General features: G+C 68.7%; 23 protein-coding genes. 7 read left to right on the top strand and 16 right to left on the bottom strand.

The window, feature by feature from the left end; genetic code table 11:
- Positions 1 to 152 precede the first annotated feature (152 nt).
- The 3 genes from AC069I_RS32740 to AC069I_RS32730 all read left to right on the top strand — a co-directional run bounded on the left by AC069I_RS32740 (position 153) and on the right by AC069I_RS32730 (position 2,698).
- Entirely contained in the window at positions 153 to 728 is a 576-nt protein-coding gene (locus AC069I_RS32740) for a M23 family metallopeptidase (protein ID WP_478267135.1), read from the top strand.
- Positions 729 to 1,097: 369 nt separating this feature from the next.
- Positions 1,098 to 1,838: a hypothetical protein gene (locus AC069I_RS32735; RefSeq protein ID WP_478230731.1), complete on the top strand. Its 741-nt coding sequence runs from the start codon at positions 1,098 to 1,100 to the stop codon at positions 1,836 to 1,838.
- A gap of 197 nt (positions 1,839 to 2,035) precedes the next feature.
- Positions 2,036 to 2,698 (top strand): hypothetical protein, encoded by a 663-nt coding sequence (locus AC069I_RS32730; RefSeq protein WP_478267134.1) that lies wholly within the window; start codon positions 2,036 to 2,038, stop codon positions 2,696 to 2,698.
- A 55-nt stretch (positions 2,699 to 2,753) separates the two neighbouring features.
- On the opposite strand, the gene AC069I_RS32725 is transcribed toward AC069I_RS32730, so the two are convergent.
- Complete coding sequence (locus AC069I_RS32725) at positions 2,754 to 4,106, bottom strand: flavin monoamine oxidase family protein (RefSeq protein ID WP_478267133.1); 1,353 nt, start codon at positions 4,104 to 4,106, stop codon at positions 2,754 to 2,756.
- Between the two features lie 112 nt (positions 4,107 to 4,218).
- On the opposite strand from AC069I_RS32725, the gene AC069I_RS32720 reads away from it, so the two are divergent.
- Entirely contained in the window at positions 4,219 to 4,845 is a 627-nt protein-coding gene (locus AC069I_RS32720; RefSeq protein WP_478230728.1) for a TetR/AcrR family transcriptional regulator, read from the top strand.
- 52 nt (positions 4,846 to 4,897) lie between these two features.
- Positions 4,898 to 5,884, top strand: coding sequence for a glycosyltransferase (locus AC069I_RS32715; protein ID WP_478230733.1), 987 nt, complete (start codon positions 4,898 to 4,900; stop codon positions 5,882 to 5,884).
- A 9-nt stretch (positions 5,885 to 5,893) separates the two neighbouring features.
- Here AC069I_RS32715 and AC069I_RS32710 read toward each other — a convergent pair whose 3' ends face one another.
- The 4 genes from AC069I_RS32710 to AC069I_RS32695 all read right to left on the bottom strand — a co-directional run bounded on the left by AC069I_RS32710 (position 5,894) and on the right by AC069I_RS32695 (position 8,897).
- Positions 5,894 to 6,304 carry a hypothetical protein gene (locus AC069I_RS32710; RefSeq protein WP_478230727.1) on the bottom strand — a complete coding sequence of 137 codons (411 nt, stop codon included), beginning with the start codon at positions 6,302 to 6,304 and terminating at the stop codon, positions 5,894 to 5,896.
- Between the two features lie 78 nt (positions 6,305 to 6,382).
- Positions 6,383 to 7,594, bottom strand: a complete 1,212-nt coding sequence (locus tag AC069I_RS32705; protein WP_478230726.1) for a WXG100 family type VII secretion target — start codon at positions 7,592 to 7,594, stop codon at positions 6,383 to 6,385.
- Between the two features lie 34 nt (positions 7,595 to 7,628).
- Positions 7,629 to 7,943 carry a hypothetical protein gene (locus AC069I_RS32700; RefSeq protein ID WP_034313468.1) on the bottom strand — a complete coding sequence of 105 codons (315 nt, stop codon included), beginning with the start codon at positions 7,941 to 7,943 and terminating at the stop codon, positions 7,629 to 7,631.
- A 276-nt stretch (positions 7,944 to 8,219) separates the two neighbouring features.
- A complete protein-coding gene (locus AC069I_RS32695) occupies positions 8,220 to 8,897 on the bottom strand; it encodes a DNA-binding response regulator (RefSeq protein WP_478230725.1) in 678 nt (225 codons plus the stop codon).
- Between the two features lie 86 nt (positions 8,898 to 8,983).
- Here AC069I_RS32695 and AC069I_RS32690 point away from each other — a divergent pair, with 86 nt between their 5' ends.
- Positions 8,984 to 9,895 (top strand): oxidoreductase, encoded by a 912-nt coding sequence (locus AC069I_RS32690; RefSeq protein WP_478267132.1) that lies wholly within the window; start codon positions 8,984 to 8,986, stop codon positions 9,893 to 9,895.
- A gap of 258 nt (positions 9,896 to 10,153) precedes the next feature.
- Here AC069I_RS32690 and AC069I_RS32685 read toward each other — a convergent pair whose 3' ends face one another.
- A complete protein-coding gene (locus AC069I_RS32685; RefSeq protein ID WP_478230723.1) occupies positions 10,154 to 10,717 on the bottom strand; it encodes a hypothetical protein in 564 nt (187 codons plus the stop codon).
- A gap of 28 nt (positions 10,718 to 10,745) precedes the next feature.
- Here AC069I_RS32685 and AC069I_RS32680 point away from each other — a divergent pair, with 28 nt between their 5' ends.
- The gene (locus AC069I_RS32680) at positions 10,746 to 11,147 is read left to right on the top strand and encodes a winged helix-turn-helix transcriptional regulator (RefSeq protein ID WP_340684974.1); all 402 of its coding nucleotides are present in this window, start codon (positions 10,746 to 10,748) and stop codon (positions 11,145 to 11,147) included.
- A gap of 124 nt (positions 11,148 to 11,271) precedes the next feature.
- On the opposite strand, the gene AC069I_RS32675 is transcribed toward AC069I_RS32680, so the two are convergent.
- From AC069I_RS32675 to AC069I_RS32630, 10 genes are all read right to left on the bottom strand, one after another.
- Entirely contained in the window at positions 11,272 to 12,351 is a 1,080-nt protein-coding gene (locus tag AC069I_RS32675; protein ID WP_478230722.1) for a 3-deoxy-7-phosphoheptulonate synthase, read from the bottom strand.
- Between the two features lie 170 nt (positions 12,352 to 12,521).
- Positions 12,522 to 13,319 carry an enoyl-CoA-hydratase DpgD gene (gene dpgD, locus AC069I_RS32670; protein ID WP_478230721.1) on the bottom strand — a complete coding sequence of 266 codons (798 nt, stop codon included), beginning with the start codon at positions 13,317 to 13,319 and terminating at the stop codon, positions 12,522 to 12,524.
- Complete coding sequence (gene dpgC, locus AC069I_RS32665) at positions 13,316 to 14,533, bottom strand: (3,5-dihydroxyphenyl)acetyl-CoA 1,2-dioxygenase DpgC (RefSeq protein WP_478267131.1); 1,218 nt, start codon at positions 14,531 to 14,533, stop codon at positions 13,316 to 13,318. Before dpgC ends, dpgD begins: the two co-directional genes overlap by 4 nt.
- Complete coding sequence (gene dpgB / locus AC069I_RS32660) at positions 14,530 to 15,192, bottom strand: enoyl-CoA-hydratase DpgB (protein WP_478230719.1); 663 nt, start codon at positions 15,190 to 15,192, stop codon at positions 14,530 to 14,532. Before dpgB ends, dpgC begins: the two co-directional genes overlap by 4 nt.
- Positions 15,186 to 16,286, bottom strand: a complete 1,101-nt coding sequence (gene dpgA / locus AC069I_RS32655) for a 3,5-dihydroxyphenylacetyl-CoA synthase DpgA (protein WP_478230718.1) — start codon at positions 16,284 to 16,286, stop codon at positions 15,186 to 15,188. Before dpgA ends, dpgB begins: the two co-directional genes overlap by 7 nt.
- A gap of 345 nt (positions 16,287 to 16,631) precedes the next feature.
- Positions 16,632 to 18,374, bottom strand: a complete 1,743-nt coding sequence (locus AC069I_RS32650) for an ArnT family glycosyltransferase (protein WP_478267130.1) — start codon at positions 18,372 to 18,374, stop codon at positions 16,632 to 16,634.
- Positions 18,375 to 18,545: 171 nt separating this feature from the next.
- Positions 18,546 to 19,163 (bottom strand): dTDP-4-dehydrorhamnose 3,5-epimerase family protein, encoded by a 618-nt coding sequence (locus tag AC069I_RS32645; RefSeq protein ID WP_340684967.1) that lies wholly within the window; start codon positions 19,161 to 19,163, stop codon positions 18,546 to 18,548.
- A 16-nt stretch (positions 19,164 to 19,179) separates the two neighbouring features.
- Positions 19,180 to 20,289, bottom strand: coding sequence for a DegT/DnrJ/EryC1/StrS family aminotransferase (locus tag AC069I_RS32640; protein WP_478230716.1), 1,110 nt, complete (start codon positions 20,287 to 20,289; stop codon positions 19,180 to 19,182).
- A complete protein-coding gene (locus AC069I_RS32635) occupies positions 20,286 to 21,251 on the bottom strand; it encodes an NAD-dependent epimerase/dehydratase family protein (protein WP_478230715.1) in 966 nt (321 codons plus the stop codon). Before AC069I_RS32635 ends, AC069I_RS32640 begins: the two co-directional genes overlap by 4 nt.
- A 1-nt stretch (position 21,252) precedes the next feature.
- Positions 21,253 to 22,662: an NDP-hexose 2,3-dehydratase family protein gene (locus AC069I_RS32630; protein WP_478230714.1), complete on the bottom strand. Its 1,410-nt coding sequence runs from the start codon at positions 22,660 to 22,662 to the stop codon at positions 21,253 to 21,255.
- Positions 22,663 to 22,765 lie beyond the last annotated feature (103 nt).

The raw sequence follows: 22,765 nt of genomic DNA, 5'->3' as shown, positions 1-22,765 counted from the left end.
TCCACCTCGCCCCGATTTGGGGAGTGCTAAGGTTGGGGGGGGGGGTGGGGGGGGGGTTTTTGGGTTCCCCCCCAAAACCCCCCCCCACGACCCCCTCGCGAAATCGCCCATATGGGCATCAATCAGACATCGAGTCAGGGAAAGTGTCCTTTGTGGACACTCAGGGCACAGTCGGCTCCCGTCGGCCAGTCCAGAACCACGGCCGCGAAGGCCGCCTCTGCCTTGAGCTAGCGAAGGGGTCCTTCACCGCAGAGGCTCGGTCACGCCACATTTGCCTTACCTCTCAATACGAACTGCCGTACCCGGCGGATGAGGCGTACACGGTCACCCAAGGGCCCGAGGGAACGTTCTCCCACGTCGGCGCCTACAACGAATACGCCTGGGATTTCGGTCTTCCGGCCAACTACGAGGTTTCCGCCGCACAGGGCGGCCAGATCCTCGTCTCGGACTGGTCGCCGTATCGGCAGAACGGCATCAAGGTGATCATCCGGCACTCCAACGGCACTTGCACGCACTACGCGCACCTGAACCGGGCCATCCACAACGCGGGCACCTGGGTCCCGCAGGGCCGGGTCATCGGCTGGTCCGGCCGCACCGGGGCGGCCACCGACCATCACCTGCACTACCAAGTCATCAACTGCTCCACCCGCGTCGGCATCTCGTCCACCCTCCAGGGCGGCATCCCGCGGACCGGTTCCCGGCCAGTCAGTGTCAACACCAGGGCCTGAGTCCGGCGGGTGGCTCGTCAGCCCGTTGCCCTCGTAGCGGACGATGGCGAGGTTCGCGTCGTGGGTGTCGGCATAGCCGAGGCCTGGCAACGTCTCCGCGTGAAATCTCTTCGCGCTCTCGGTGTCCACGCCGGAGATCCGGAACGACACCACGGCGCCGGTCGCGCGGGGCTCGGGCGCCGAAGCCGCTGCCCCCTGGGCCCGTCACGCCGGGGAAAACTACCTCACGATCAGCGGCGGCGAACTTGAGCCCATAACGACAACTTCACTCGAAAGTGGTTACGGCGCCCGTGATTCCCCGCATTTCATCGGTATTTCATCGGCGCTCATTAGCGTTCGTCGAGGAAATACGACAGTGGGGAGAAACCGATGAGAAGAGCCGGAGCACGTCTGCTCGCGACCGCCGTCCTGTCCGTCGTCACCCTGGCCGGAGCCATCGCCGGATCGGGGGCGGCACAGGCGGCGCCCGCGCGGCCCGATGGCCCGTGCGGACCCGTCATGTTCGTCGTGCCGGGATATCAGGACGGCGGGGCACAGAAACTCCTGGACCGGGCGTTCGCGCCCGGCGGCGCCGACCCGGTGCGCATTCCGTATCCGAACGGCGCCGGGGACGTGAATCTGTACGCCGACGTCGACGCGGGTGTCGCCAATCTCCGCACGGCGCTGTACAACCTCTACGTCACTTATGGCTGCGACCTCGAAACGAAGGTCTACATCGTCGGGTTCAGTCTCGGCGCGCTCGTCGCGGGCACGGTGCTGGAGACCGAACCGCCCGGACGGAACATCCAGGGTGTGCTGTTCGCGGACGGGCGGCGGCAGCCCGTCGAGTCGAACTGGCCGGGTGACCCCGGCGGGCTGATCGGGCACCTGCCCGTTCCCGGCCCCGGCGGCGCCGGTTTCCGGCCGGTGGATTCGTTCCGGTACCCGACGCTCAGCCTGTGCAACGGGCCGAGGGCGGCCGGTGGCGCGGATCTGATCTGCTTCGGCGGCACCAATCTGGACAGCTATTTCAGCTCGCACCCGTATTACAGCTTCGAGGTGGGCAACGAGCTGAACATCCACGGCGAAGGCCCGTACCCGAACAACCTGCGCAACCGCGTCATCCCGTAACCGGCTTCGCGGCCTCCCCGGCGTTTCGCGTTCCACGCCGGGGAGGTTGCGCGGCGAACCGAGGTCGTGCCCCCGAGGACACGACGGTTCGAATCTTCGGGCAACTCTGTGCCGTACCGGCTTTTCGAAGCAACCCCATTCCACTTCCGGCGTCTTCCGGACAAAGCTTCACCAAGGAATGCGAGAGGGGCGCTGAAATGAAATTCACCGCGAAGAAGACCGTCAAAACGGCCATTGCGGGCGGGGCGGTCGCCGCTACCGCACTCCTTTCCGCGTGCGGCGGGAACAATGTCGCGGGAAATGGTTCTCCGGTGAAGAACGCGGCCGTCGAACAGGCGCAGGCGGGCGGTGGCCAGGGGGCGGCCGCCGGTGGTTCCGGCGCCGAGTCGTCGGGCGGCGACGTCGACTGCAGCAAGCACGGTGGCCAGGTCGGCGCGCCGGGGCGGCCGAAGATGGATCTGATCGCGGTGGCCGCGACCGACGGCACCACGCCGGGCTGCACCGAGGCGTACAACGTGATCACCGAGTACTACGAGAAGCTGCCGCAGGCGGAAGGCCCCGGCGAGCGGGTGCTCGACGTGCGGGGCAAGTGGACCTGCGCCCGTCTGACGGAATCCGGGACCGAGGTGGTCTGCGGCGTGCCGAACAGCTCCCTGCAGCTGGAGACCAGGCCCTCGGGCGCCGCGGCCACCCTGTGCCCTGGCGAATCGGTCACCATCGACGACGAGAGCTACGGCAACCAGCCGTGCGGCAAGGAGCAGCTGATCCAGCAGGTGCGCGAAGGCAACCCGGTACTCGCGCAGATCACCGTGAACGGTGAAGACCAGACCACCACGGTCAAGGAGATCTACCGCCCCTGATACCGGAAGACGAAAACCGGCGGCCGGGAATCCCCCGGCCGCCGGTTTTCTGCGTTCACCGCTCCAAACGCGCGAGCACTTCGGCTGCGGCGCGATGCCCGGAACGGACGGCTCCGTCCATGTAGCCGTTCCAGATGTCGGAGGTCTCCGCGCCCGCCCAATGGATCCGCCCGACCGGTTCGGCCAGCGCGGCGCCGTACTGGGTCCACCCGCCCGCGCCGAGGCGGCCGCCGTAACAGCCGCGGGTGTACTCCTCCTCCATCCAGTTCTGTTCGACGTAATCGATCGGTTCCGCCGCTTCCGGCCCGAATTGCTTCACCAGCGTGGCCACCGCCGCCTCGCGGCGTTCCCGGGGTGACAGGCGGGCGACCTCGCGGGCGTGGGCGCCCTCGAAGAAGCCGACGAGGACGCCGCAAGAGCCGTCCGGCGGCGAGTTGTCCAGGGTGACGCACAGCGGGTCGTCCAGGTTGAACGCGAACCCGTTGAGCCCGGCGTCGCGCCAGAACGGCGCCGGATAGGCCACCTGCACCTTGATCACGCTGCCCATCGGGATCTGCTGGGTCAGCCCGTCGCGCGCCGCCGGGAGCGCCGGCTCGTAGTGCAGCCGTCCCGCCAGCGTGGGCGGGATCGCCACGATCACCCGCTGGGCGGCGATCCGCCCGCCGTCGTGGCGCGCCTCGACCCCGTCCGCGTGGTGGGCGATACCGCGAACCGGTGCGCCGAGCGTGACGACGTCGCCCAGCCGATCGGCGAGCCGCTCGGAGATCAGGTGGGTTCCGCCCACGACGCGCAATTCCTGCGCACCGCCGGTGGTTCCGACGAGGATGTCCAGCGAGCCCGCGGACTTGACGTAGAACAGGAAGTGCAACAACGACATCTCCGCCGGTTCCGCGGAGAACACCGCGGGGACGACGGCTCCCCAGAACGCGAGGGCCTCGACGTCGTCCGTGGCGGCGCGAAGCCATTCGTCCAGGGTTTTGCGGTCCAGTTCCGCGGCTTCGAGTGACGTCCACGGCGAGGAGAGCGACACCGTCTCGGCCAAAGCCTCGAGTTCGAACTTCATCCGGCCGACTTCGAGCGCCGCCTGATCCGACAGCCCGAACGCTTCGTCCGCGTAGGTGGTGCGCCTGCCGTTGTAGACCGTCACCGCCGCCCCGTCGTCGTAAGTCGGGAACGTCTCGAGGCCGAGTTCGGCGACGAGTTTCAGGACCTCGGTCTGCGTCCGGCCGATCCACTGACCGCCCAGCTCGACCGCGACCCCGTTGACCAGCTCATGACCGAGGTTGCGGCCCGCCACCCGATCCCTCGCCTCCAGCACGGCGACCGTGCGTCCCGCGCCGGTCAGCGCGCGAGCGGCGGTCAACCCCGCGAGGCCCGCTCCGATCACCACGACATCGACAGTGTGCACGGCAGACTCCCCAAATTGTCGGTCGGTTGTCCGACTTAAAGTAGGACAGGCCTCCACGCGGCACAAGAGCCGATATGCGAAACTCGGACACGACCGACGAAGGAGAAGCCGGATGGCCTACGTGAAGGCAGCGGAACGCGAGGGGCAGATCGTCGCCGCGGCGATACGGGTGCTCAGCACCGTCGGCGTACCCGGGACCACTCTCCGCGCGGTGGCCACCGAAGCGGGGATCTCACTGGGCACCCTGCACTACGTCTTCCCGAGCAAGGACCAGCTGTTGCGCGCGGTCATCGGCACGGTCGTCGACGACATCTCCGACGCGCTGCGCAGCGGCCTCGAACCGGACCGGGGCTTCGAGCACGCGCTCCGGACGGGCATCACGACGTTCTGGGACAAACTCGTCGAGGGTGACGCCGGATTGCAGATCATGCAGTACGAGCTCTCCAACTACTCGTTGCGGAGCGAGGCACCGGACCTCGCCCGATCCCAGTACGACGCCTACATCTCGCTAGTGACCAGGCTCTGCGAACAGGCCGCCATCGCCGCCGGGGAACGCTGCGCCGTCGGCTTCGACACGCTGGGACGGCTCGCGCTCGCCTCGGTCGACGGCCTGATCCTGCAGTACGTGGCCCACCCGGACCCGGTGCGCGCGCACGGGGATCTCGAACGGGCACTGGACATGATCGTGTTACTGGCGGATCCGCAGCCTGTCGCTGCGCGCGTCAAACATCCGCGCTAACATTCAGATGTCCTGAACATCTGGGATGAACATCTGAATGAAACCGGTGCGTATGCGAGTCCTCTTCGCCAGCCTTGCGTCGGTCGGCCACACCTATCCGCTGATCCCGCTCGCGATCGCCGCCAGGGAGGCCGGGCACGAGGTGCATTTCGCCGCCGGAGAGAACGTCCACCCGCCGCTGCTGAGGAACGGTCTCAGGCCTTTTCGCCCGGCGGACGCGTTCTACGAGATCTACGCCGAGGATCTCGAACCGGAACTGGCACGACTCCGGCCCGACCTCGTCGTGCACGAATGGGGACAGCCCGGGGTGGCCGTCGCCGCGGAGCGCGCCGGGATCCCCGGCCTCTGGCACGGGTTCGGCCGCATGTTCCCGGACGGAATCGGGCTCGAGCCGCCGACGCGGCCCGACCGCCCACATCTCGACATCTGCCCGCAGTCGTTGCAGGACAAGAACTTCCTCGCGACGGCCGAACGCGTCGCACTGCGACCCGTGCCCTACTCCGAACCGGCGGTGCCCCCGTGGCGCGTCGAAAAGTCCGCTCGTCCGCTGATCTATCTGACGCTCGGCACCGCCTTCGGCACGCCGGAAGTGCTCACCACCGTGCTCCGGGGGCTGGCTCCGCTCGGCGCGCACGTGGTGGTCGCCTCGGGACGGGTCCGCCCGGAGGAACTCGGCGCCGTACCGGACGACGTGACGGTGCGGGCCTGGATCCCGCAAGCCGACCTGCTGCCGCACGTCGACGTGGTCGTGCACCACGGCGGTAGCGGCACGACTCTCGGCGCGCTCTCGGTCGGCGTCCCGCAGCTGATCCTCCCGCAAGGAGCCGACCAGTTCGCCAACGCCGAAGCCCTGTGCGCGGCGGGTGCCGCGCTGAGTCTTCACCCCGGAGAACCGAACGAGGAAGCCGTCGCCGAACACACCGGGAGCCTGCTGGGCCGGAACGCCCATCGCGACGCGGCCAGGGCGATCGCCGAGGAGATCGCCCGGATGCCCTCCCCCGGCGAGATCGCCCGTGCGCTGCCGGAATGGGCCTCCTGAGCGATCAGCTCAGAAGCCGAAGAGCTCCTGCGGCACTTCGTGCTCGTCCGGCCAGGTCAGCCAGGCGACGTCGGTCGGGCCGATGGCACAGTTGGCCACCCGCCAAGACCGCGCGTCGTCGTCGACGTTCGTTTCGCTCTTCTTCTTGAGCAGCGCGACGTAGACGTCGGACATGACGCCGTCGGCCCGCTTGTTCTCGTAGATGGTGCCGGCGTAGTAAGAACGACCGGGTTCGGTGCCGCGCATCGTCCCCTGCAGGAACACCCAGGGACCGAGCCGGTCGAGCTGTTCCACGGCCACCTGGACCCGGTCGCCGAATTCCTGGTCGAGCCGGGCGGTGGCGGCCTGGAGCACCGCTTCCCGGACCGGGTCGCCGGGGTTCAGCGACACCGGGACGGGTCGTGCGGACGGGGTGTACATCAAGCTACCTCCCACTGGCGGGCAGCGACGCGAGCGACCGCATCAGCTGGCCCGGTGATGCTACGGCGTTCTGTCGGATCAGGTCGGCGGGGTGAGGATCTTCACGAGGCCGCCACCGCCGCCCATGCTGATCTTCTGCGAACCGTCGGGGTTGACGTTGTTCGAGCCGATGAACTGGCCATCGCCCGCGTACAGCACGACGTGCCCGCCGTTGTTCGAGATCACCACGTCGCCGGGTTTCGCTTCGGAAAGCGGCACCGAACGCCAGCCGTCCGCTTCGAGGTTGGCCGTCAGGCCCGCGACCGAGGCACTGGCCTGCCCCTTGTCGATCAGGCCCGCCGCCTCGAGACAGCCGGAAACGAAGTTCGCGCAGTTGACGTTGTTGGGCACCCACGACTGCATGGCCGGCAGCTCGCCGCTGCCCTTGAGGTCGCCGGCGTTGCGGCCGAGGAACTGCTCGGCGATCTTCGCCGGGTTGTCGCCCCGCGCGTCGATCGGCTTGGCGGGCCTGCCGTCGCCCGGCACCCCGGCGGGGCCGCCGCCACCGCCGCCGCCTCCGCCACCACCGCCGCCGTCTCCCCCTCCGTAGCTGGGTGTGCTGCTCAGGTTGGAGTTGACGGGCTTCGCGTTGACACTCGACGCCGTGGTCTGGCCGTCGTCGGCGGGGATGAGCTCGATGAAACCGCCTTCGATCTCCAGGCCGAGTGGCTTGAGGAGATCGTCGATCTGCTTCTCGGCGTCGTCCAGCGCTTTCTCGATCTCGTCCTTCTTGCCGTTCGAGTCTTTTTCGTTGAGCTGCCGGAGCCGCTCGATGTCCGTCGCGGCGGCGGCGATCTCGTTGTCGTCCTTCGAGCTGTTCTTCCGGCGGCGGGCCGCGTCGATCAGCTTGCGGTTGTCCGCGTCCTTGTCGTTGGCTTCCTGGGCGAGCTGTGCGACCTTCTTCTTGACCTCGTCGAGAATCTCGGACACCCGCTGGAGGATGTTCTTGGCGGCCTCGGCCTTGTCGCTCACCTTGTAGCTGGCCTTGCCGAGCTTTTCGAGGTGTTCGGCGACGGCGTCGGCGTCCTTGCCTTCCCAGTTACGCAGGACGTCGTCGCGGAAGACCTTGAGGTCGTCGCCGAGATCGTTCGCCCTCGTTGCCGCGCCGCCGACCTTCCTCGCCTGGTCGTTGACCGCGCTCGAATTGAGCTTCTGCGCCTGCTGGGCGTGTTTGTCGATGGCGTCCAACGATTTCGGACGGTCGTGCGACGGGTCGTCGAGCGTGCTCGGATTCCGCTCCGCGGTGGTCATCGGTAAATCCCCCTGGTTCCCGTCTTCAGTCCGATCAGTCCCGCTCGCGGGCGCCGCCGCGGAGGGTGTCGACACCCGCGGCTTCGTCGTTCCGCATGCGCTGGGCGGCGTTGGCCAACGCGTTCGACGCGGCGTCGACGAGCTTCGCGGCGGCCGCCAGTTCGGCGTTCACGCCGCGGTGGAAACCCTTCATCGTGGTCCCCGTGCTGGCCGCGTTCTTCAGGTCGCCGAACGCGCCACCGGGATCGCCGTCGCCCAGGTCCTTGCCCGCGCCGCTGTAGCCGTCCTTGAGCCCGCCGACCTTCTTGGCCAACGCGGCGATCTGCTCTGGATCGAATCGGCGAGTCATGAATGATCCCTCCAGTCCGGCGCCTGCGCGCGTGCTTGCCTGACCCACACTGCTCTACCGCGCACCCTATGAGTTCACACCCACGCGTGCGCACCGTTTCCCGAAACGCGATGACGCCGTTCGTGTACACCGACGCACCCGGCCGCGCGTTGGTTCCCGGAAGATTTCACCGGCATCCTCGGCGGCAAGATCTTACCCTCCCGGCGCCTGTGGACAGCGGGATACCGGACGGCCTGAGCTACTTTCCGTAGCCGGTTCTCACCCGGCCGGGTGGGGCTAGACCAAACCCAGTTCGCGGGCCCGGACGCCCGCCTGGAAACGGGACTCGGCACCCAGCGCCGCCATCAGCTCGGCCACCCGTCGCCGGTAGGTCCGCACACCGAGGCCGAGGCTCCGGGCGGCGGCTTCGTCCTTGACGCCGCTGCCGAGCAGGTCCAGCACCGCGGGCGCGAGCTGCCGGATCTCGGACACCTGCGCGTCGAAGGCGGCGAGGTCGGTCGCCGCTCGCCAGGTCGCCTCGAACAGCGAAATCACGCCCTGCACGGTTTCGGGCTGGGTGATGACGCTGTAGCCGCGCTGCCCGGCGACGCGGTCGCCTGCCAGGATGACGAGCCTGCCGTCCATCACGATCGTCTCGTTGACGTCCTCGGTCGAAATCCGGATCTGGGCTCCGAACCGGTCGCGGATCCTGGCGAGCTCCTGCGCGGTTCCCGGGTCGAGCAGCAGTCCGGCCCGGTAGATCTTGCGCACCCGGATCTCGCCGGCCCGGCGCTCGGCGGCTGCGGTGAGTTCGTCCGATCTGCGCTCGGCCACCCAGGTCGCGAGGTCGTTGGCGGCGCACGCCAGGTCGGTCACGGTCGAGAACAGGTGCCCGATCCGGCGGAACAGCTCCTCTTCGCCGCGCACGACGGTGACCGCATCGCCCGCCCTGGTGAGCCCGTCGCTCGTCCGCATGGCATCGATACTGCCCCACCCGCGACCGGGTGGCAGCTTGTTGCCATTTTCTGACTACGGACGGACCTGTCGCGACGCTGGTGGTCATGACGAACCTTCACGACAACGCCGCCGGTACCTGGCGGCTCGGCGACCTGACCGTCAACCGGCTCGGCCTCGGCGCGATGCGGTTGACCGGGATGCCGTGGGACGAAAAGCCCAAGAGCCGTGAGTCCGCGATCACCGTCCTGCGCCGTGCGATCGAACTCGGCGTCGACCACATCGACACCGCTTCGTTCTACTTCACGCCCACGCGCTCGGCGAACGAGTTGATCAGCACGGCGCTCCAGCCCTATCCCGAGAACCTCGTGATCACCACGAAGGTCGGCGCGGGCCGCTCCCGCGACGGCGAATTCTCCTTCGCACGCCCGGATCAGCTCCGCGGTCAAGTCGAAGAGAACATCCGGCAGCTCGGTCTCGACCACCTCGACGTCGTCAATCTGCGCTGGGGCGCCGCGATGGGCAAGGAGCCCGGCTCGGTGGCCGAACACTTCGGCGCGCTGGCGGAGCTGCGCGAGGCCGGCTTGATCCGCCATCTGGGTGTCTCCAACGTCGTGGCGGACCAGCTGACGGAGGCCCTGTCGATCGCTCCGGTGGTCTGCGTGCAGAACCGCTACGGCCTGGCAGACCGGGAGGACGACGCACTCCTCGACCTGTGCGGCGAGCACGGTATCGCGTTCGTGCCCTTCTTCGCCGTCACCACTTCGCTTCCCGGCGCCGCCACGCCCGACGCCGTTCCGGGGCAGGCCGAGGTCGCGAAAGTCGCCGCGGCACACGACGCGACCCCGGCGCAGATCCGGCTCGCCTGGACGCTGCACCGCGGCGCGCACGTTCTCGCCATCCCCGGGACCGGTGACCCCAGGCATCTGGAGGAGAACGTCGCGGCGGGCGGCATCCGGTTGAGCGAGGAGGAATTGGCGCTGCTCGACGGTGTCGGCGGCGGCTCCGTCGGGAGCTAGCGCGGGTGGGCTTTCGAGGTCGTGGGGTGGGCGCAAGGCCGGTCCGTGAAGGCCTCCTTGCCTACCCTGAAGGTAGTGAAGGAGGCCTTCACGGACTCCCCGGTCGCCACGGCCGCACCAGAAGCACCAGCAGTCACACCGACCGCGCGTGGGTACAAGGTGGTCGTTCCCGATGGGACGACACGCGTGATCCGACGGACGACACGCGAAACCCCCAAGACACGGACGTTAGAAGTCACGACCCGCCGCACTGGCGCCTCACCGGCGTATCCGGTGATCCACGGCGACCCAGTTCGTCTCCCAGGTCGTCCCGCCGTCGGCCGAGAACGCCTGCTCGAAACGCGCCTCGTCCGGGCCTTGCCGGAAGACGAGGAAGCGCACCTTGATCGGACGGCCGCCGAGCTGGTCGTCGCCGTGGAACTCGCCGACACCGTCGCGGAACCCGCCGTGGACCGAGGGGGTGAGCAGACCGTCGCGCATGTTGACGAAGGTCAGGCTCCACCGCCCAACCTGCGGTTCGTACAACCGCAGGTTGAGCGCGTCGATGCGCCCGTTCGGGCCCGAGACCTCGAATTCGAGGACGTTCGCCCGCCGGTCCATGAGCGGGCGGACGGTGCTGGTGCCCGCGAAGAGGAGCCATTGGTCGGCGGACTCCGAAAGCGGCTCGGCGAGCACCCGCACCGTGGAGCGCCAGGTGCCGATCTCCCAGTCGAACGCGCGTTGCCCATCGGGCGAAGTCGAAGCGGAGCCCGACGCGGCCGTGGCGATCAGCATCAGGGCCGAAAGGCCCACTGTGAGGATTCGTTTGTATGGCACGGTCATGGTCCGACTATCCGAGCGGAGGACGACCATGGACAAGAAGGCACCTGCGGGTAACCTTCCGCGTCCCAACCCGCTGCCCGGCTGCCCGATGGCCGCGGCGTTCGCCGCGATCGGCGGGAAATGGAAGCTGACCCTGGTGTACTGGCTGGCCCACGGCGAGTCCCATTTCGCCGGCCTCCGCCGCCGGGGCGCCCCCATCACGCCCAAGGTGCTGGCCGAGCAGTTGCGCGAACTCGAGGCCGACGGGCTGGTCGAACGCGTGGTGACCGGGCCCGTCCCGGCGCGCGTCATCTACCGGCTCACCCCTTACGGGGCCACGGTCCTGCCGGTGGTCGAGGAGGTCAGGGTCTGGGGAGAGACGCATCTCGAGCGCACCCGGGGCGACGCCGCGCCGAACCCGGCGATGAGCTGCGCCGAGTCGATCGGGTAGCGATCTCGCGTGCTCAGGGGCGGAACTCGCGTGCTCAGAGCCGGATCTCGCGTGCTCAGGGGCGGAACTCCGTGATCGGCGTTCAAGCACGCGAGTTCGGGGTTCGAGCACGTGAGTTCGGGGTTCAAGCACGCACTCCGGACCGGCGGGCGGCGGTCGCCGCCGCGAGGGTCTGGAGCACCTCCTGGGTGGCGGCGATGTCGATGCAGGCGTCCGTGATGGACTGACCGTAGGTGAGCGGCCGGTCGGGGTGGAGGTCCTGTCGGCCCGCCTTGAGGTTGGATTCGAGCATGACGCCCACGATGCCGCGCTGACCGTTCTTGATCTGTTCGGCGATCTGGTCGGCGACGATGGCCTGCCGCAGATGGTCCTTGCGGCTGTTGTCGTGACTGGCGTCGATCACCACGCGCCGGGGCAGTCCCGCGTTCTGCAGGGTGGTGAGTGCCGCGCGGACGGACGCCGGGTTGTGGTTGGGCGCGCTGTTTCCGCCGCGCAGCACGAGATGACAGTCCGGATTGCCGACCGTGTGCAGGATCGCGGGCAGGCCACTGGGGTCGACGCCGGGGACGACGTGGCGCGCTTCGGCGGCACGGATGGCGTCGACGGCGACGGTGACATCGCCGTCGCGGCGGTTCTTGAAGCCGACCGGCATGGACAGCCCGCTGGCCAGCATGCGGTGGTTCTGGCTTTCCACCGTGCGGGCGCCGATCGCGCCCCACGAGACGGTGTCGGCGAGGTACGCCGGGATGGTGGTGTCCAGCCATTCGCACGCGGCGGGCAGACCGCCCTCGGCGAGTTCGAGGAGCAGATCCCTGGCGATGCGCAGACCGCGGTTGACATCGCCGGTGCCGTCGAGGTGCGGGTCGTTGATGAGCCCTTTCCAGCCGCCGACCGTACGGGGCTTTTCGAAGTACACGCGCATGACGACCAGGAGATCGTCGGCGAACCGGCCGGCGAGGGCGGCGAGTCGGTCGGCGTATTCGAGTGCCGCCGCGGGATCGTGGATGGAGCAGGGCCCGGCGATCACGAGCAGCCGGTCGTCCGTGCCGTCGAGGACGCGCAGGACGTTTTCCCTGCCCTGCCGCACCGTGTCGGCCGCGTTGGCGCCGAGCGGCAGCTCGTGGTGCAGCAGGGCGGGCGTGACCAGCGGGACCATCCGGTCGATGCGCTGGTTGTCGAGTTCGACCGTGGCGAGGGTTGTCATCACAGATGTCCAGGGTTTCTGCCGGCACCGGGCGGAGGAAAGCCGGGATTTCCGGCCCGGACGGCGGTCTCGGGTGAACGAAGAAGCAAGCCCGGCATTATTCGCGCGAGAAATCTTCCATCCCGGAATCTTCCACCATTCGCCACGCGGAACAATGGTCCAACCCGAATTCAGCGACCGGTCCAGATCGGATCCCGTTTCTCGGCGAAGGCACGGGCTCCTTCGCTCGCGTCCACACTGGTCCGTCGCCGTTCTTCCCAGTGATACGAGGTTTTGAACGCTTCTTCGAGCGGGAGGTCGAGCGAGCGCAGCGCGGCCTCTTTGATCGCGCGGACCGAAAGCGGGGCGGCACGCACCAGGCTTTCGGTCCATTCGGCGACACATCGGTCCAATTCGGCGAACGGCACGACTTCGTTGACCAGCCCATGGTGAAGGGCCATAGCCGCGTCCATTCTGCGCCCGGTCAGCAGATAGCCCATCGCCACCTTCAGCGGCAGCTGCCGCGGCAACCGGAACACGCCACCCGCCCCGGCGATCAGGCCGAGCCGGACCTCCGGCAACGCGAAGACCGCCTCGTCGGAGGCGATGACGATGTCGCACGCGAGCGCCAGTTCGAAGCCACCGCCCAGTGCGTAGCCGTGCACCCGGCCGACCACCGGTTTGGACAGGGTGAACCGGTCGGTCAGCCGGGGATGCCCGGGCTGACCGCTGCTGCCGAACGTCGAAGCCTCGACGCCTTCCTCGGTCAGCCGCGCGCGTTCCTTGAGGTCCTGCCCGACCGAGAACGCGCGATCTCCCGCACCGGTCAGGACCACCACCCGGACGTCTTCGTCGGCTTCGACGTCGTCCCAGATGCCGGCGAGTTCCGCGTGCATCCGCCGGTCCATCGCGTTCAGCACTTCGGGCCGGTTCAGCGTCACGTACGCGACGTGGTCCTTCTTTTCGTACCGCACCGGGCTTTCGCTCATCGCGAGCCCACCGCGAATCCGCCCACCTTGCCGATCACGTCCGCGCCGTAGATGCGCAAAGCCTGCTGCAGCGCGAATTCCGCGATGTACCGGCGAAATTCCTCAGGTGGTTCCTCGGCAAGGTTCAGCATGCGCCGGTTGGCGGCCACGGCTTCCCCGTCGAGCCGGGCCAGCGCGCCGTCGATCGCCGCGTCCATTTCCTCTGGCGCGACGACCTCGTCGACGATCGACCGGGCGTCCGGCTCGTCCGCCCGGAGCTTGCGGCCGCTGAGGATCACCTGCCGGGCCACGCGAGGCCCGGCGATGCGGGAAAGCCGGAAGTTGGACACCCCGGGGATGATCCCCTCCTTCGCCGCCGGAAGGCTGAGGTACGCGTCGGACGCCGCCAGCACGTGGTCGAAGACCAGCAGCAGCTGGGTCCCGCCGCCGATGGCGAAGGAATCGACGGCCGCCATCCAGGGCTTGCCGGTGGACCTGGAGTGCCAGGAACCGTCCGTCAGCAGACCGCGGAAGATCTTCTGGATGTAGCCCGTTTCCCGCCGCAGGAGGAAATCGACGAGCGGGATCTCGCCGGCGCTGAGCTTCTTGAGGTTGATCCCCGCGCAGAACACCCGGCGCCCCAGGTACCGGGGATGGCTCATCACCCCGCCTCGCAACAGTCCTACCCGGACGGACGGATCGAGCAGCGTCAGATCGACCGCCGTCTCCATGTCGTCGACCTGCTGGGCGTCCTCGGCGTTCAGGCAGTCGTCGCGGCACAGGGTCAGGTGCGCGACGCCGTCACGGCGTTCCAGCCGGACGGCCTCCATCTCCACGACACCGGTCTCCAGGAATTCCGGGAGCAGCCGCTGCGCCCTGGCGGTGGGCCGGAGCATGGCGTCGAGCAGATGCGGGCCTGCCTCCGGCGCGCGCAGGATCCCGCGCAGGAAGATGCCCTGGTCGATCTCGCGTCCTTCCTTCTCCGCCTGCGGACGCGAACGCTCGGCCGCCATCTGCTGCTCCGAGGGCACCAGACCGGGGAAGGCGAGCGCGGCGGCCCGGACGAGTTCGTCGATGCGCAGGTACCGCGTCCGGCCGTCGGTGAGTTCGGCGTAGATCTCTTCGGCGTGCGCCGCGACGAAGGCCGTGCGCGCCGCCCGGATCTCGTCGTCGACCCGATGGGCCTCCCCCGCCAGGGCCCGGAGATCGAGCCCTGGCGCGCTGTCCGTCGTCACGACTTGGCTTCCCGCCGCAGGGCGCGATCCGCCGCGGCCAGGTGGGAACCGAGTGCCTCCTCGAAGGTGGTCGAGCCCGCTTCGAAGATCAGCTGGCGCCGGATCGCCGCCTCGGCGCCGTCCGGGCTACCCTCCAAAGAGGACAGTGTCGCGGCTGGTTCGCCGGACACCTCGTCGATCAGGTTGAGGGCGAGTGCCCGGTCCGTCCCGATCGGGGTGCCGAGCAGCACGGCCCGCCGGATGCCCGCCGCGCCCGCCTGCTTGGTGAGCCGGTACACGGTCATCCCCGGCCAGGTGCCGCCACCCGCCCAGGCGAGCCGCAACGTGGTGCCCGGCTCGGCGATCCGGACGTCGGCGGCGAGCAGGAGATCCAGTGCCATACCGGCGCATTCGCCCGACGCCACCACGGCCGTGAGCCTGCCGAGGCGTTCGAAGCGGCGCACCGCCCGCTCCCATTTGGACACCAAGCCGACCTCGAGTCCCTTCGCCCAATCAGCGGGCGGGGCGCCCGTGACGTGGACGGTCACCGGTCCCGGTTCACGCTGGTCCTCGGCACGGTCGCAGAGCGCGGCGATCTCCTCGACGGCCGCGGCGGACAGCGGACGGGAGCCGTCGAAACGCAGCACCAGGTCGCCCTTGTTTTCGTTACGCGTCACCATTGAATAAGCGCCATTTCGATTGTGGAGCCAGGCCCCATGGTCATGAGCACGCCGTAGTCCCCCGGGCGGGCGACGTCTTCGTCGGCGAGCCGCTCGTAGGAGAAGAGGAAGGAGCCGCTGGAGAGGTTCCCGTAGTCGCGGAGCACACCGGTGGTGTGGCGGACGTCGTACCGGCTCAGGCCGAGGTTGACGACGACCGCGTCGATCACCTTCTTCCCACCGGAATGCACCAGCCAGTGGCCGATGTCGCTGCGGCGCAGACCCGTCCCGGATAGGAGCCGGTCGATGACGATTTCGGCGTGCGCCCCGACCACGTAGGGAATCTGCGGGTCGAGGAAGAAACTGAACCGGTCCTGGTCACGGTCCCAGTCGTAGCGCATCGCGTCGACCGCGTCGGTGATGATGTAGCTGGCGAATTTCAGGACGCGCGGACCCGGCACGCGCCCGTCGCCGGAAACGAGCGCGAGCGCCGCGGATCCGTCGCCGAAGAGACTGTTGACCACCGCGGTCCGCATCGTGCCGTCCAGGGCGTAGGCGGCGGAGCACGCTTCGCTGCACAGGACGACGCCGAGTTCGCCAGGGTGCGCCGCGGACCAGCCCGCGACCACGTTGAGCGCGTTGAGACCGGCGTTGCAGCCCATGCCCACGATGTCCGACCGGCTGCAGTGCGGGTCGATGCCCAGCTCGCGGATGATCAGCGCGCTGAGGCCGGGGGTCAGGAAACCGGTCGAGGTGACACAGCAGAGGTGACGCAGGTCCGAAAGCGTCGCTCCCGCCGACTTCAGGCAGGCTTCGAGCGCGCGGCAACCCATGTCGACGGCGATCTTCTTGTGCTTGTCGAGCAGATCGCCCTGCGGCTCGGCCGCGCGTGCGCCGCCGGGCTCCTCCGGCGGCAGGGTGAGGAAACGCCGCTCGATGGCGCTGTTCAGGAAGACCGAGCGGATCTTGGGGTCTTCGATGCCGAGGATCTCGAGAAGTTCGGCTTGCGAGTAGGACGCCGAGGAGACCGCGGTCCCCACGCCGGCGAACCGGGTGATCTCGGTGAGTCCGGTGAGGACGGAAAGGTCCTCGGCCGGTTCGATGATGGCAGTCATCGGTACATCCACCCCCATGTTCTGAGCTTGCTCCGAAGCAGCTGCTTGACCTGCGCAGCGGGCATTGGTCTCACCTTTCGCGGATCTCAGTGGACATTTCCGAAATTAGGCTTCGCCGAACTCGATGGTCAACGCGTCCAAGCCCCTTTCGCGCCGGAAACCGTTACCGGCTCACGATTCGGGACCGGGGAATCGTGTCGCGAAAGCCACTTTCGGGACACGCGGCGGGCGACTGTCTCAAGTAGACCGGACGCGCAGTATTTCGGGCGACCTGTCCGTGAAGGCCTCCTTGCCTACCTTCAGGGTAGGGAAGGAGGCCTTCACTACGCCGCCGACGCCAAGCACTCACGGACGCCGGTAGATCGTCATGGAGTGGCCCACCCTCTCGACCGGCGTGCTGCCGGCGATCAACGCCGCCAGATCACCGGTGGCGCCGCCGCTCTGGCCGCCTCCACCGGTGCCGCCCCCGCCCATGGGGTCGTCGAAGGCGCCCAGGATCGCGGAATCCGACACGGCGAGCACCCCGTGCACCTGGTCCGCGGGGACCGTGAGCGGGTCGGCGGAGTCGATGCCGTAGTGGGACGGCAATCCGCTCCCCTGGTAGACGAGCCAGGTGCGCTCACCCGCGTAGTCCTTCTTCAGGCGGTCCGCCAGGCGGCCCAGGTCCTGCCCCCAGTCGACGTTCGAATCCAGCAGGTACCGATGGGTGTTCTCCGGGCCGCCGAACGCCTCGTTGGAGTACGGGAGGTAGTACGGGAACGTCATCAGCGAACTGACCGCGGCGAAGGCCACCACGAGCACCGCCGCCGCCTTCACCCACCGTCTCCGGACGACGACGACCGCGGCCGCCGCGACGGCCAGGAACATCGGCGCGAAGGCCAGGTACCGCACGCCGTTGTCGCGGACGATGACCATGGCCGTGGCCATCAGCAGGGCCGTCGGGAGGAGCACGTACGGCGCGGCCGGGCGCAGCCGCCGGACCGACAGCAGCACGGCGGCGCCCGCCAGCCAGATCGCCAGCGCGCCCAGCGGCGTCTTCACCAGCAACGCGGCGGGCCCGTAATACCAGAGCGATCCCGTGTAGTGCCTGCCGAACAGGAAATTGTGCCACACGTGGTCTTCGAGTTCGAACTGGAACCGCATGCCGTCCCGCAACGGCTGCGGGAACGGCAACCAGTCGACGAGGGTGCGCATTCCGTGCAGCGGTTGCATTCCCTCCGGCGTCTCCCAGCGCAGTCGCGGATCCACGACGAGGTAGGAGGCCCACACGACGGCGATCGCGATCAGCGCCATCCCGGCGGCCGCCAGCAGGCCGCGCCCGATCAGCAGCGCCGGGGTCTTCAGGTCGAGTCCGCGGGCACGGCGGGCGTGCCAGACGGACAGCACGGCCAGCGGGATCAGCACCGGAACCGCCACCAGGGAAAGCACTTTCGTGGCCGTGGCCGCGCCGAGGGCGAGCCCGGCGAGCGGGAGGTAGCGGCCTGGGCGGCGCCGGGCGCGCCACACCAGCCACACCGACGTCAGCAGGAAACCGGCCACCGGCACATCGAGCGTCGCCAGCGATCCGTGCGCGATGACGTCGGGTGAGAACGTGAACAGAGTGAGCGCCAGCAGCCCGCCGGCGCGGCCGGCCAGATCGGACGCGAACGCGAAGACGACCAGTCCGAACAGCAACGTCAGCAGGATCACCGGCAGCCGCGCGAACAGCATCAGCCGTTCCGGGTCGTTGCCCGCCTCGTAGACGACGTGCTTGCCGAGTTCCCACTCGTGGCCGGTGAAGCCGGGGGCGACCTTCGGATCGGTGAGGGCCACCCCGGTCGCGATGATGAGCTTGCCCATCGGTGGATGCTCGGGGTTGTACCGCAGGCTGTGCTCTTCGAGGTAGACCACCGCGGTGCCGACGTAGACCGGCTCGTCGATGGTCGGGGACTGTTCCACGGCGGTCGTGATCATCGCGAACGCCATCTGGCCGAGCAGGGCGATCACCGCGGCGGCCAGCAACCAGCGCTGGTGGCGTCGCGCCCAGGCGATGAACGGTTCTTTCCGGTCCGGAGTGTCCATTGACGGCTGAAGGCCATCGGTCGTCAAGTTCGGCGTCCTTCCCCCGGCGGACCGGTGCGCCCGGACCGCCCTGGATATCGATTACCCGGTCGGGCGCCCGCGCCTTCGAGGGCCATCACGGTCGGCGCCGCCGTTTCGGCGGCACCGAGTCGGGTCCGTGATGGCCCTCGTCGGCTGGGCGCTGAATGGAAGAGAAAGTCAGACGGAGAGCGGAAGAACGGACAGCCGCCGTTCGATTTCCAGGCTGGCGTTGTAGTCGGGGAGCATTCCCTGCCCCTCCGCCTCGGCGAGCGTGAGGGCCGCCGTGTCCCGTTCGGACAGGATCGGCACGACGTCGGTGTCGATCGGCAGGCCGAGCGCGGGGTCCAGGGGCGAGAGGGCGAGTTCGTTCTCCGCCACGTAGGGCGAGGAGATCATGTACGACATCACGGTGTCGTCTTCGAGCGCCACGAAGGCGTGGCCGACACCGACCGGGAAGTACATCGTCCGGAAGTTCTCCTGGTCCATCAGGACCGCGTCCCATTTGCCGAACGTCGGCGAGCCGACCCGGATGTCGACCACGATGTCCAAGGCCTTGCCGCGGGGGCAGTAGACGTACTTCGCGGTGCCCGGCGGGGTCACGGTGTAGTGGATACCCCGCACCACACCGCGTTTCGACCTGCTGTGGTTCGTCTGCGCCACCGGGAAGAGCGGGCCGCCGTGGGCCTCGATGAACGCCTCTTCCTGGTACGGCGAAACGAACAGGCCCCGGTCGTCGGGGAAGACGCGCGGGGTGAACTCGAGCGCGCCTTCGACGGCGAGTTTGCGTGCTTGCACGGTTTTGCTCCTGTGGTCAGAGGGTGGACAGCACTTCGCGGACCGCGTGGATGATCTTGTCCTGGAGGTCGGGCAAGAGCGCGGGGTACATCGGCAGCGAGAAGATCTCGCCCGCCAGCTTCTCGGTGACCGGGAGCGAACCCTTCTCGTAACCGAGGTGGGCGAACCCGGTCATGGTGTGCACCGGCCACGGGTAGCTGATGTTCAGGTGGATGTCGTACGCCTTGAGGCGTTCGAGGATCTCGTCGCGCCGCGGGTGCCGCACGACGTACACGTAGTACACGTGCTCGTTGCCAGGGACGGTCTTCGGCAGCTTCAGCTCGGTGTCGCCGAGGGCGTCCACATAGCGCTGGGCGACCGCCCGGCGGCCCGCCGTGTAGGCGTCGAGCCGCTTGAGCTTGCGCCGCAGGATCTCGGCCTGGACCTCGTCCAACCGGCTGTTGTGGGCAGGGGTCTCGACCGTGTAGTAGCGCTCCTCCATGCCGTAGTACCGCAGGCGGCGCAGCTTCGCGGCCACGGTCTCGTCGGAGGTGAGGGTCGCGCCGCCGTCGCCGTACGCGCCGAGCACCTTGGTGGGATAGAAGGAGAACGTGGCCGCGTCGCCGGTCGAGCCCGCGATCGTGCCGTTCTGCCGGGCGCCATGCGCCTGCGCGCAATCCTCCAAAAGGGACAGTCCGTGCTTCTCGGCGAGTGCCTTCAGCGGCGCCATGTCCACGCACTGGCCGTACAGGTGCACGGGCACCAGGCATTTGGTGCGTTCGGTGATCGCGGCTTCGACCTGGCCGGTGTCCATCAGGAAGTCGTCCTCGCGGACATCGACGAAGACGGGGGTCGCGCCCGTGCCGTCGATGGCGACCACGGTCGGGGCGGCGGTGTTCGACACCGTGATCACCTCGTCGCCGGGGCCGACGCCCAGTGCCTGGAGGCCGAGCTTGATCGCGTTCGTCCCGTTGTCGAGGCCGACGCAGTACCCGACGCCGTGGTACGCGGCGAATTCCGCTTCGAACCCGCGCAGGCTCGCGCCGAGCACGAGCTGGCCCGAGTTGAAGACCGTCTCGACCGCGTCCAGCAGGTCGACCCGTTCGGTCTCGTATTCGGCGAGGTAGTCCCATACGCGCGTGGTCATGTGCGAGCCTTTCCGTGAATTGGGGTGGTCAGCGCGGCGACGGTGCGACGCACTCCTTCGGGCAGTGAGATCTCCGGACGCCAGCCGGTGACCGCCCGGAACGGCGTGGAATCGATGGTGACGCTGCGAAGATCCGTCGACGGCGCGTGCGACGGAGGCTCGACACAGAGCACGTCCACCGGACCTCGCCCGGTGTGCTCGGCCATTTCCTTCGCCACGAGCCGGAAGACGTCGGCCAGCTGGTCTCCCCGGCCGGCGCCGAGCAGCCAGTGGCCGCCGACGAGTGCCTCCGGGGCGGCCAGTGCCGCGGTGAACGCGGCCGCGATGTCCTCGACGTGGACCAGGTCGCGGCGCACGGTGCCGTCGCCCCAGATGGTGAGGTCCTGCCCGTCGAGCGCGCGCCGCGCCATGGCGGACACGACACCGCGGTCCTGGTTCGCCCCCTCGGTCATCGTCTCGCCGAACACCGTGGGCAGCCGCAGGCTGATCCCGCGCACGCGGCCGTCGGCCGTGGCCTTCTTGAGGACCTGTTCCGCCGCCAGCTTCTGCTGGTCGTACGGGGTCCCCGGCTCGTCGGTCTCGCTCCCGTCGATCGGCTCGCGGGGCGGGACACCGACCTGCGACGCGGCACCGCCGTAGACCACGAGCGGCTTTCCGCCGACCACGTCGACGAGATCCCGCATCACGCCCAGGTTCACGCGTTCGGCCTCTTCGGTCTCGGCGACCCGCCAGCCGCCGTCCGCGAGGAGCAGGTACACGATCGCGTCCGAACCCGCGATCGCTTCGGCCAGCGCGGCGCGGTCGGTGAGATCGGCTGCGACGACGGTCGTCTCGGCCTGGCCTTCGGGCGGCGTGAGCCGCCTGCGCGACACCGCTCGCAACCGGATCGGTTGCCGCGCCAGCGCGCGCGTGACGGCCGAGCCGACGAAGCCCGACGCCCCGAGGACGGTGATCTGCTTCATTTCATGCCTCTCGTTGCGGCTGTGCTGACGCGGCGTTGATACAGGCGAGGAGGGTGCGGGCTTCGACGTTGACGTAGTGCCCGTGCCGGGTGAGCGCGGTGAGCTGGCCGGGGGTGACCCAGGCGTAGCCGGGTGGGGCCTCGACGGTGTCGTCCGCCTCGATCGCGAGATACCGGGCCCGGACGTTGAGGAAGCGGCCGCCCTCTTCGGAATGCATGGCCTCGTAACGGATCCGCCATCGCGGCGCGTTCAGCACGAAGTCCAGGAAGGGCGGACGGCCCTCCGCGGGCAGATGCGCGTAGTTCCGGGGCGTGCACTGGACGGTCGGCGCCAGTTCGACGGTGTCCAGGAACCCGCCGTCGGCGCGGGCGTGGACCAGCACGTGCGGCACGCCGTCGATCTCGCGGACGAGGAACGCGACCACACCCGTGCCGACGGATTCCAGCAGCGGCTGGGTCCAGCTGATCTTCTCGCGGTTGCTGCCTTTCACCGCGACCGCGAGGACCTTGAAGTACCGGCCGTCCTCGTGCTCGATCGCTTCGACACCCTGCTTCCAGCCGCAGACGTCCGTGAGCGGGATGCGCCGCGCGCGCACGTCGTGGCGCGAACGCTCGTTCGTGAACCAGGACAGGAGCTGGACGTCGGACAGCAGGGCGCCGGGAGTCTCGTCGTGGTACGGCAGACAGGACAAGACGCTCCTGGCGTTCATGTTGATCGTCTCGTCTTCGTGCATCAGCTCCGCGATCTGGCCGAGGGTGAGCCAGCAGAAATCGTCCCACATCGGCACGTCGTCGACGGTCTCGACGATCATGTTGCGATTGGACTTGCGGAAGAACCACGAGCCCTGCTCGGCCTGGAGGACGTCGACGATGATCCGTTCCGGGTCGGGCGGGGCGAAGTACTCGATCAGTTTGACGTTCGTGCCGCCGTGCGCCTTGGTGTAGTTGCTGCGGGTGGCCTGCACGGTCGGCGAGAGCTGCACCAGGTTCGGGTTCCCCGGCTCCATCTTGGCCTGCATGAGGAAATGCAGGACGCCGCCGAACTCCTTGGCCAGGATGCCGAGAATCCCCACCTCGGGCTGTTTGATGACCGGCTGCCGCCATTCGCGGTACGGGCCGTCGCCGTGGGGGCCGTCGGCCTCGACCACGTGCAGCCCCTCGATGGCGAAGAACCGTCCGCTGCTGTGCACGAGGTTCCCGGTCACGTCCTCGAACCGCCACTGGTCGAGCTCGGCGAACGGAATGCGTTCGACGTGGAAGATGTTGGCCTCACGGCGTTCGTCGATCCACAGGCGGACGTCCTTGGTCGGCATGTGGACGCCGTCGGTCGTCGCGGCCGACAACGCGATGCGGTCGGCGTGGTCGCGGCCGGCGCGAGGGCGCACCGTCACGGGTGCGAGAAGAGGCAGCATGGACCTCACCTTTCGTAGGCGGTCGTGGGGGGGGGGGGGGGGTGGGAACCCAAGCGCCCCCCCCCAACCCCCGTGCCAAGTGCTCCACCACCCGAACACGGAC

The sequence above is a fragment of the Amycolatopsis sp. NPDC043885 genome (genome assembly GCF_056435685.1).
Note: the sequence above shows the minus strand (reverse complement) of the source record. Positions and strands in the feature narration are given on the sequence as shown.

Coding starts and splice junctions, on each gene's coding strand:
- AC069I_RS32735 (WP_478230731.1), top strand. CDS start 1,098: ATGAGAAGAGCCGGAGCACGTCTGCTCGCGACCGCCGTCCTGTCCGTC.
- AC069I_RS32730 (WP_478267134.1), top strand. CDS start 2,036: ATGAAATTCACCGCGAAGAAGACCGTCAAAACGGCCATTGCGGGCGGG.
- AC069I_RS32720 (WP_478230728.1), top strand. CDS start 4,219: ATGGCCTACGTGAAGGCAGCGGAACGCGAGGGGCAGATCGTCGCCGCG.
- AC069I_RS32715 (WP_478230733.1), top strand. CDS start 4,898: ATGCGAGTCCTCTTCGCCAGCCTTGCGTCGGTCGGCCACACCTATCCG.
- AC069I_RS32710 (WP_478230727.1), bottom strand. CDS start 6,304: ATGTACACCCCGTCCGCACGACCCGTCCCGGTGTCGCTGAACCCCGGC.
- AC069I_RS32705 (WP_478230726.1), bottom strand. CDS start 7,594: ATGACCACCGCGGAGCGGAATCCGAGCACGCTCGACGACCCGTCGCAC.
- AC069I_RS32700 (WP_034313468.1), bottom strand. CDS start 7,943: ATGACTCGCCGATTCGATCCAGAGCAGATCGCCGCGTTGGCCAAGAAG.
- AC069I_RS32695 (WP_478230725.1), bottom strand. CDS start 8,897: ATGCGGACGAGCGACGGGCTCACCAGGGCGGGCGATGCGGTCACCGTC.
- AC069I_RS32690 (WP_478267132.1), top strand. CDS start 8,984: ATGACGAACCTTCACGACAACGCCGCCGGTACCTGGCGGCTCGGCGAC.
- AC069I_RS32685 (WP_478230723.1), bottom strand. CDS start 10,717: ATGACCGTGCCATACAAACGAATCCTCACAGTGGGCCTTTCGGCCCTG.
- AC069I_RS32680 (WP_340684974.1), top strand. CDS start 10,746: ATGGACAAGAAGGCACCTGCGGGTAACCTTCCGCGTCCCAACCCGCTG.
- AC069I_RS32675 (WP_478230722.1), bottom strand. CDS start 12,351: ATGACAACCCTCGCCACGGTCGAACTCGACAACCAGCGCATCGACCGG.
- dpgD (WP_478230721.1), bottom strand. CDS start 13,319: ATGAGCGAAAGCCCGGTGCGGTACGAAAAGAAGGACCACGTCGCGTAC.
- dpgB (WP_478230719.1), bottom strand. CDS start 15,192: ATGGTGACGCGTAACGAAAACAAGGGCGACCTGGTGCTGCGTTTCGAC.
- dpgA (WP_478230718.1), bottom strand. CDS start 16,286: ATGACTGCCATCATCGAACCGGCCGAGGACCTTTCCGTCCTCACCGGA.
- AC069I_RS32640 (WP_478230716.1), bottom strand. CDS start 20,289: ATGACCACGCGCGTATGGGACTACCTCGCCGAATACGAGACCGAACGG.
- AC069I_RS32635 (WP_478230715.1), bottom strand. CDS start 21,251: ATGAAGCAGATCACCGTCCTCGGGGCGTCGGGCTTCGTCGGCTCGGCC.
- AC069I_RS32630 (WP_478230714.1), bottom strand. CDS start 22,662: ATGCTGCCTCTTCTCGCACCCGTGACGGTGCGCCCTCGCGCCGGCCGC.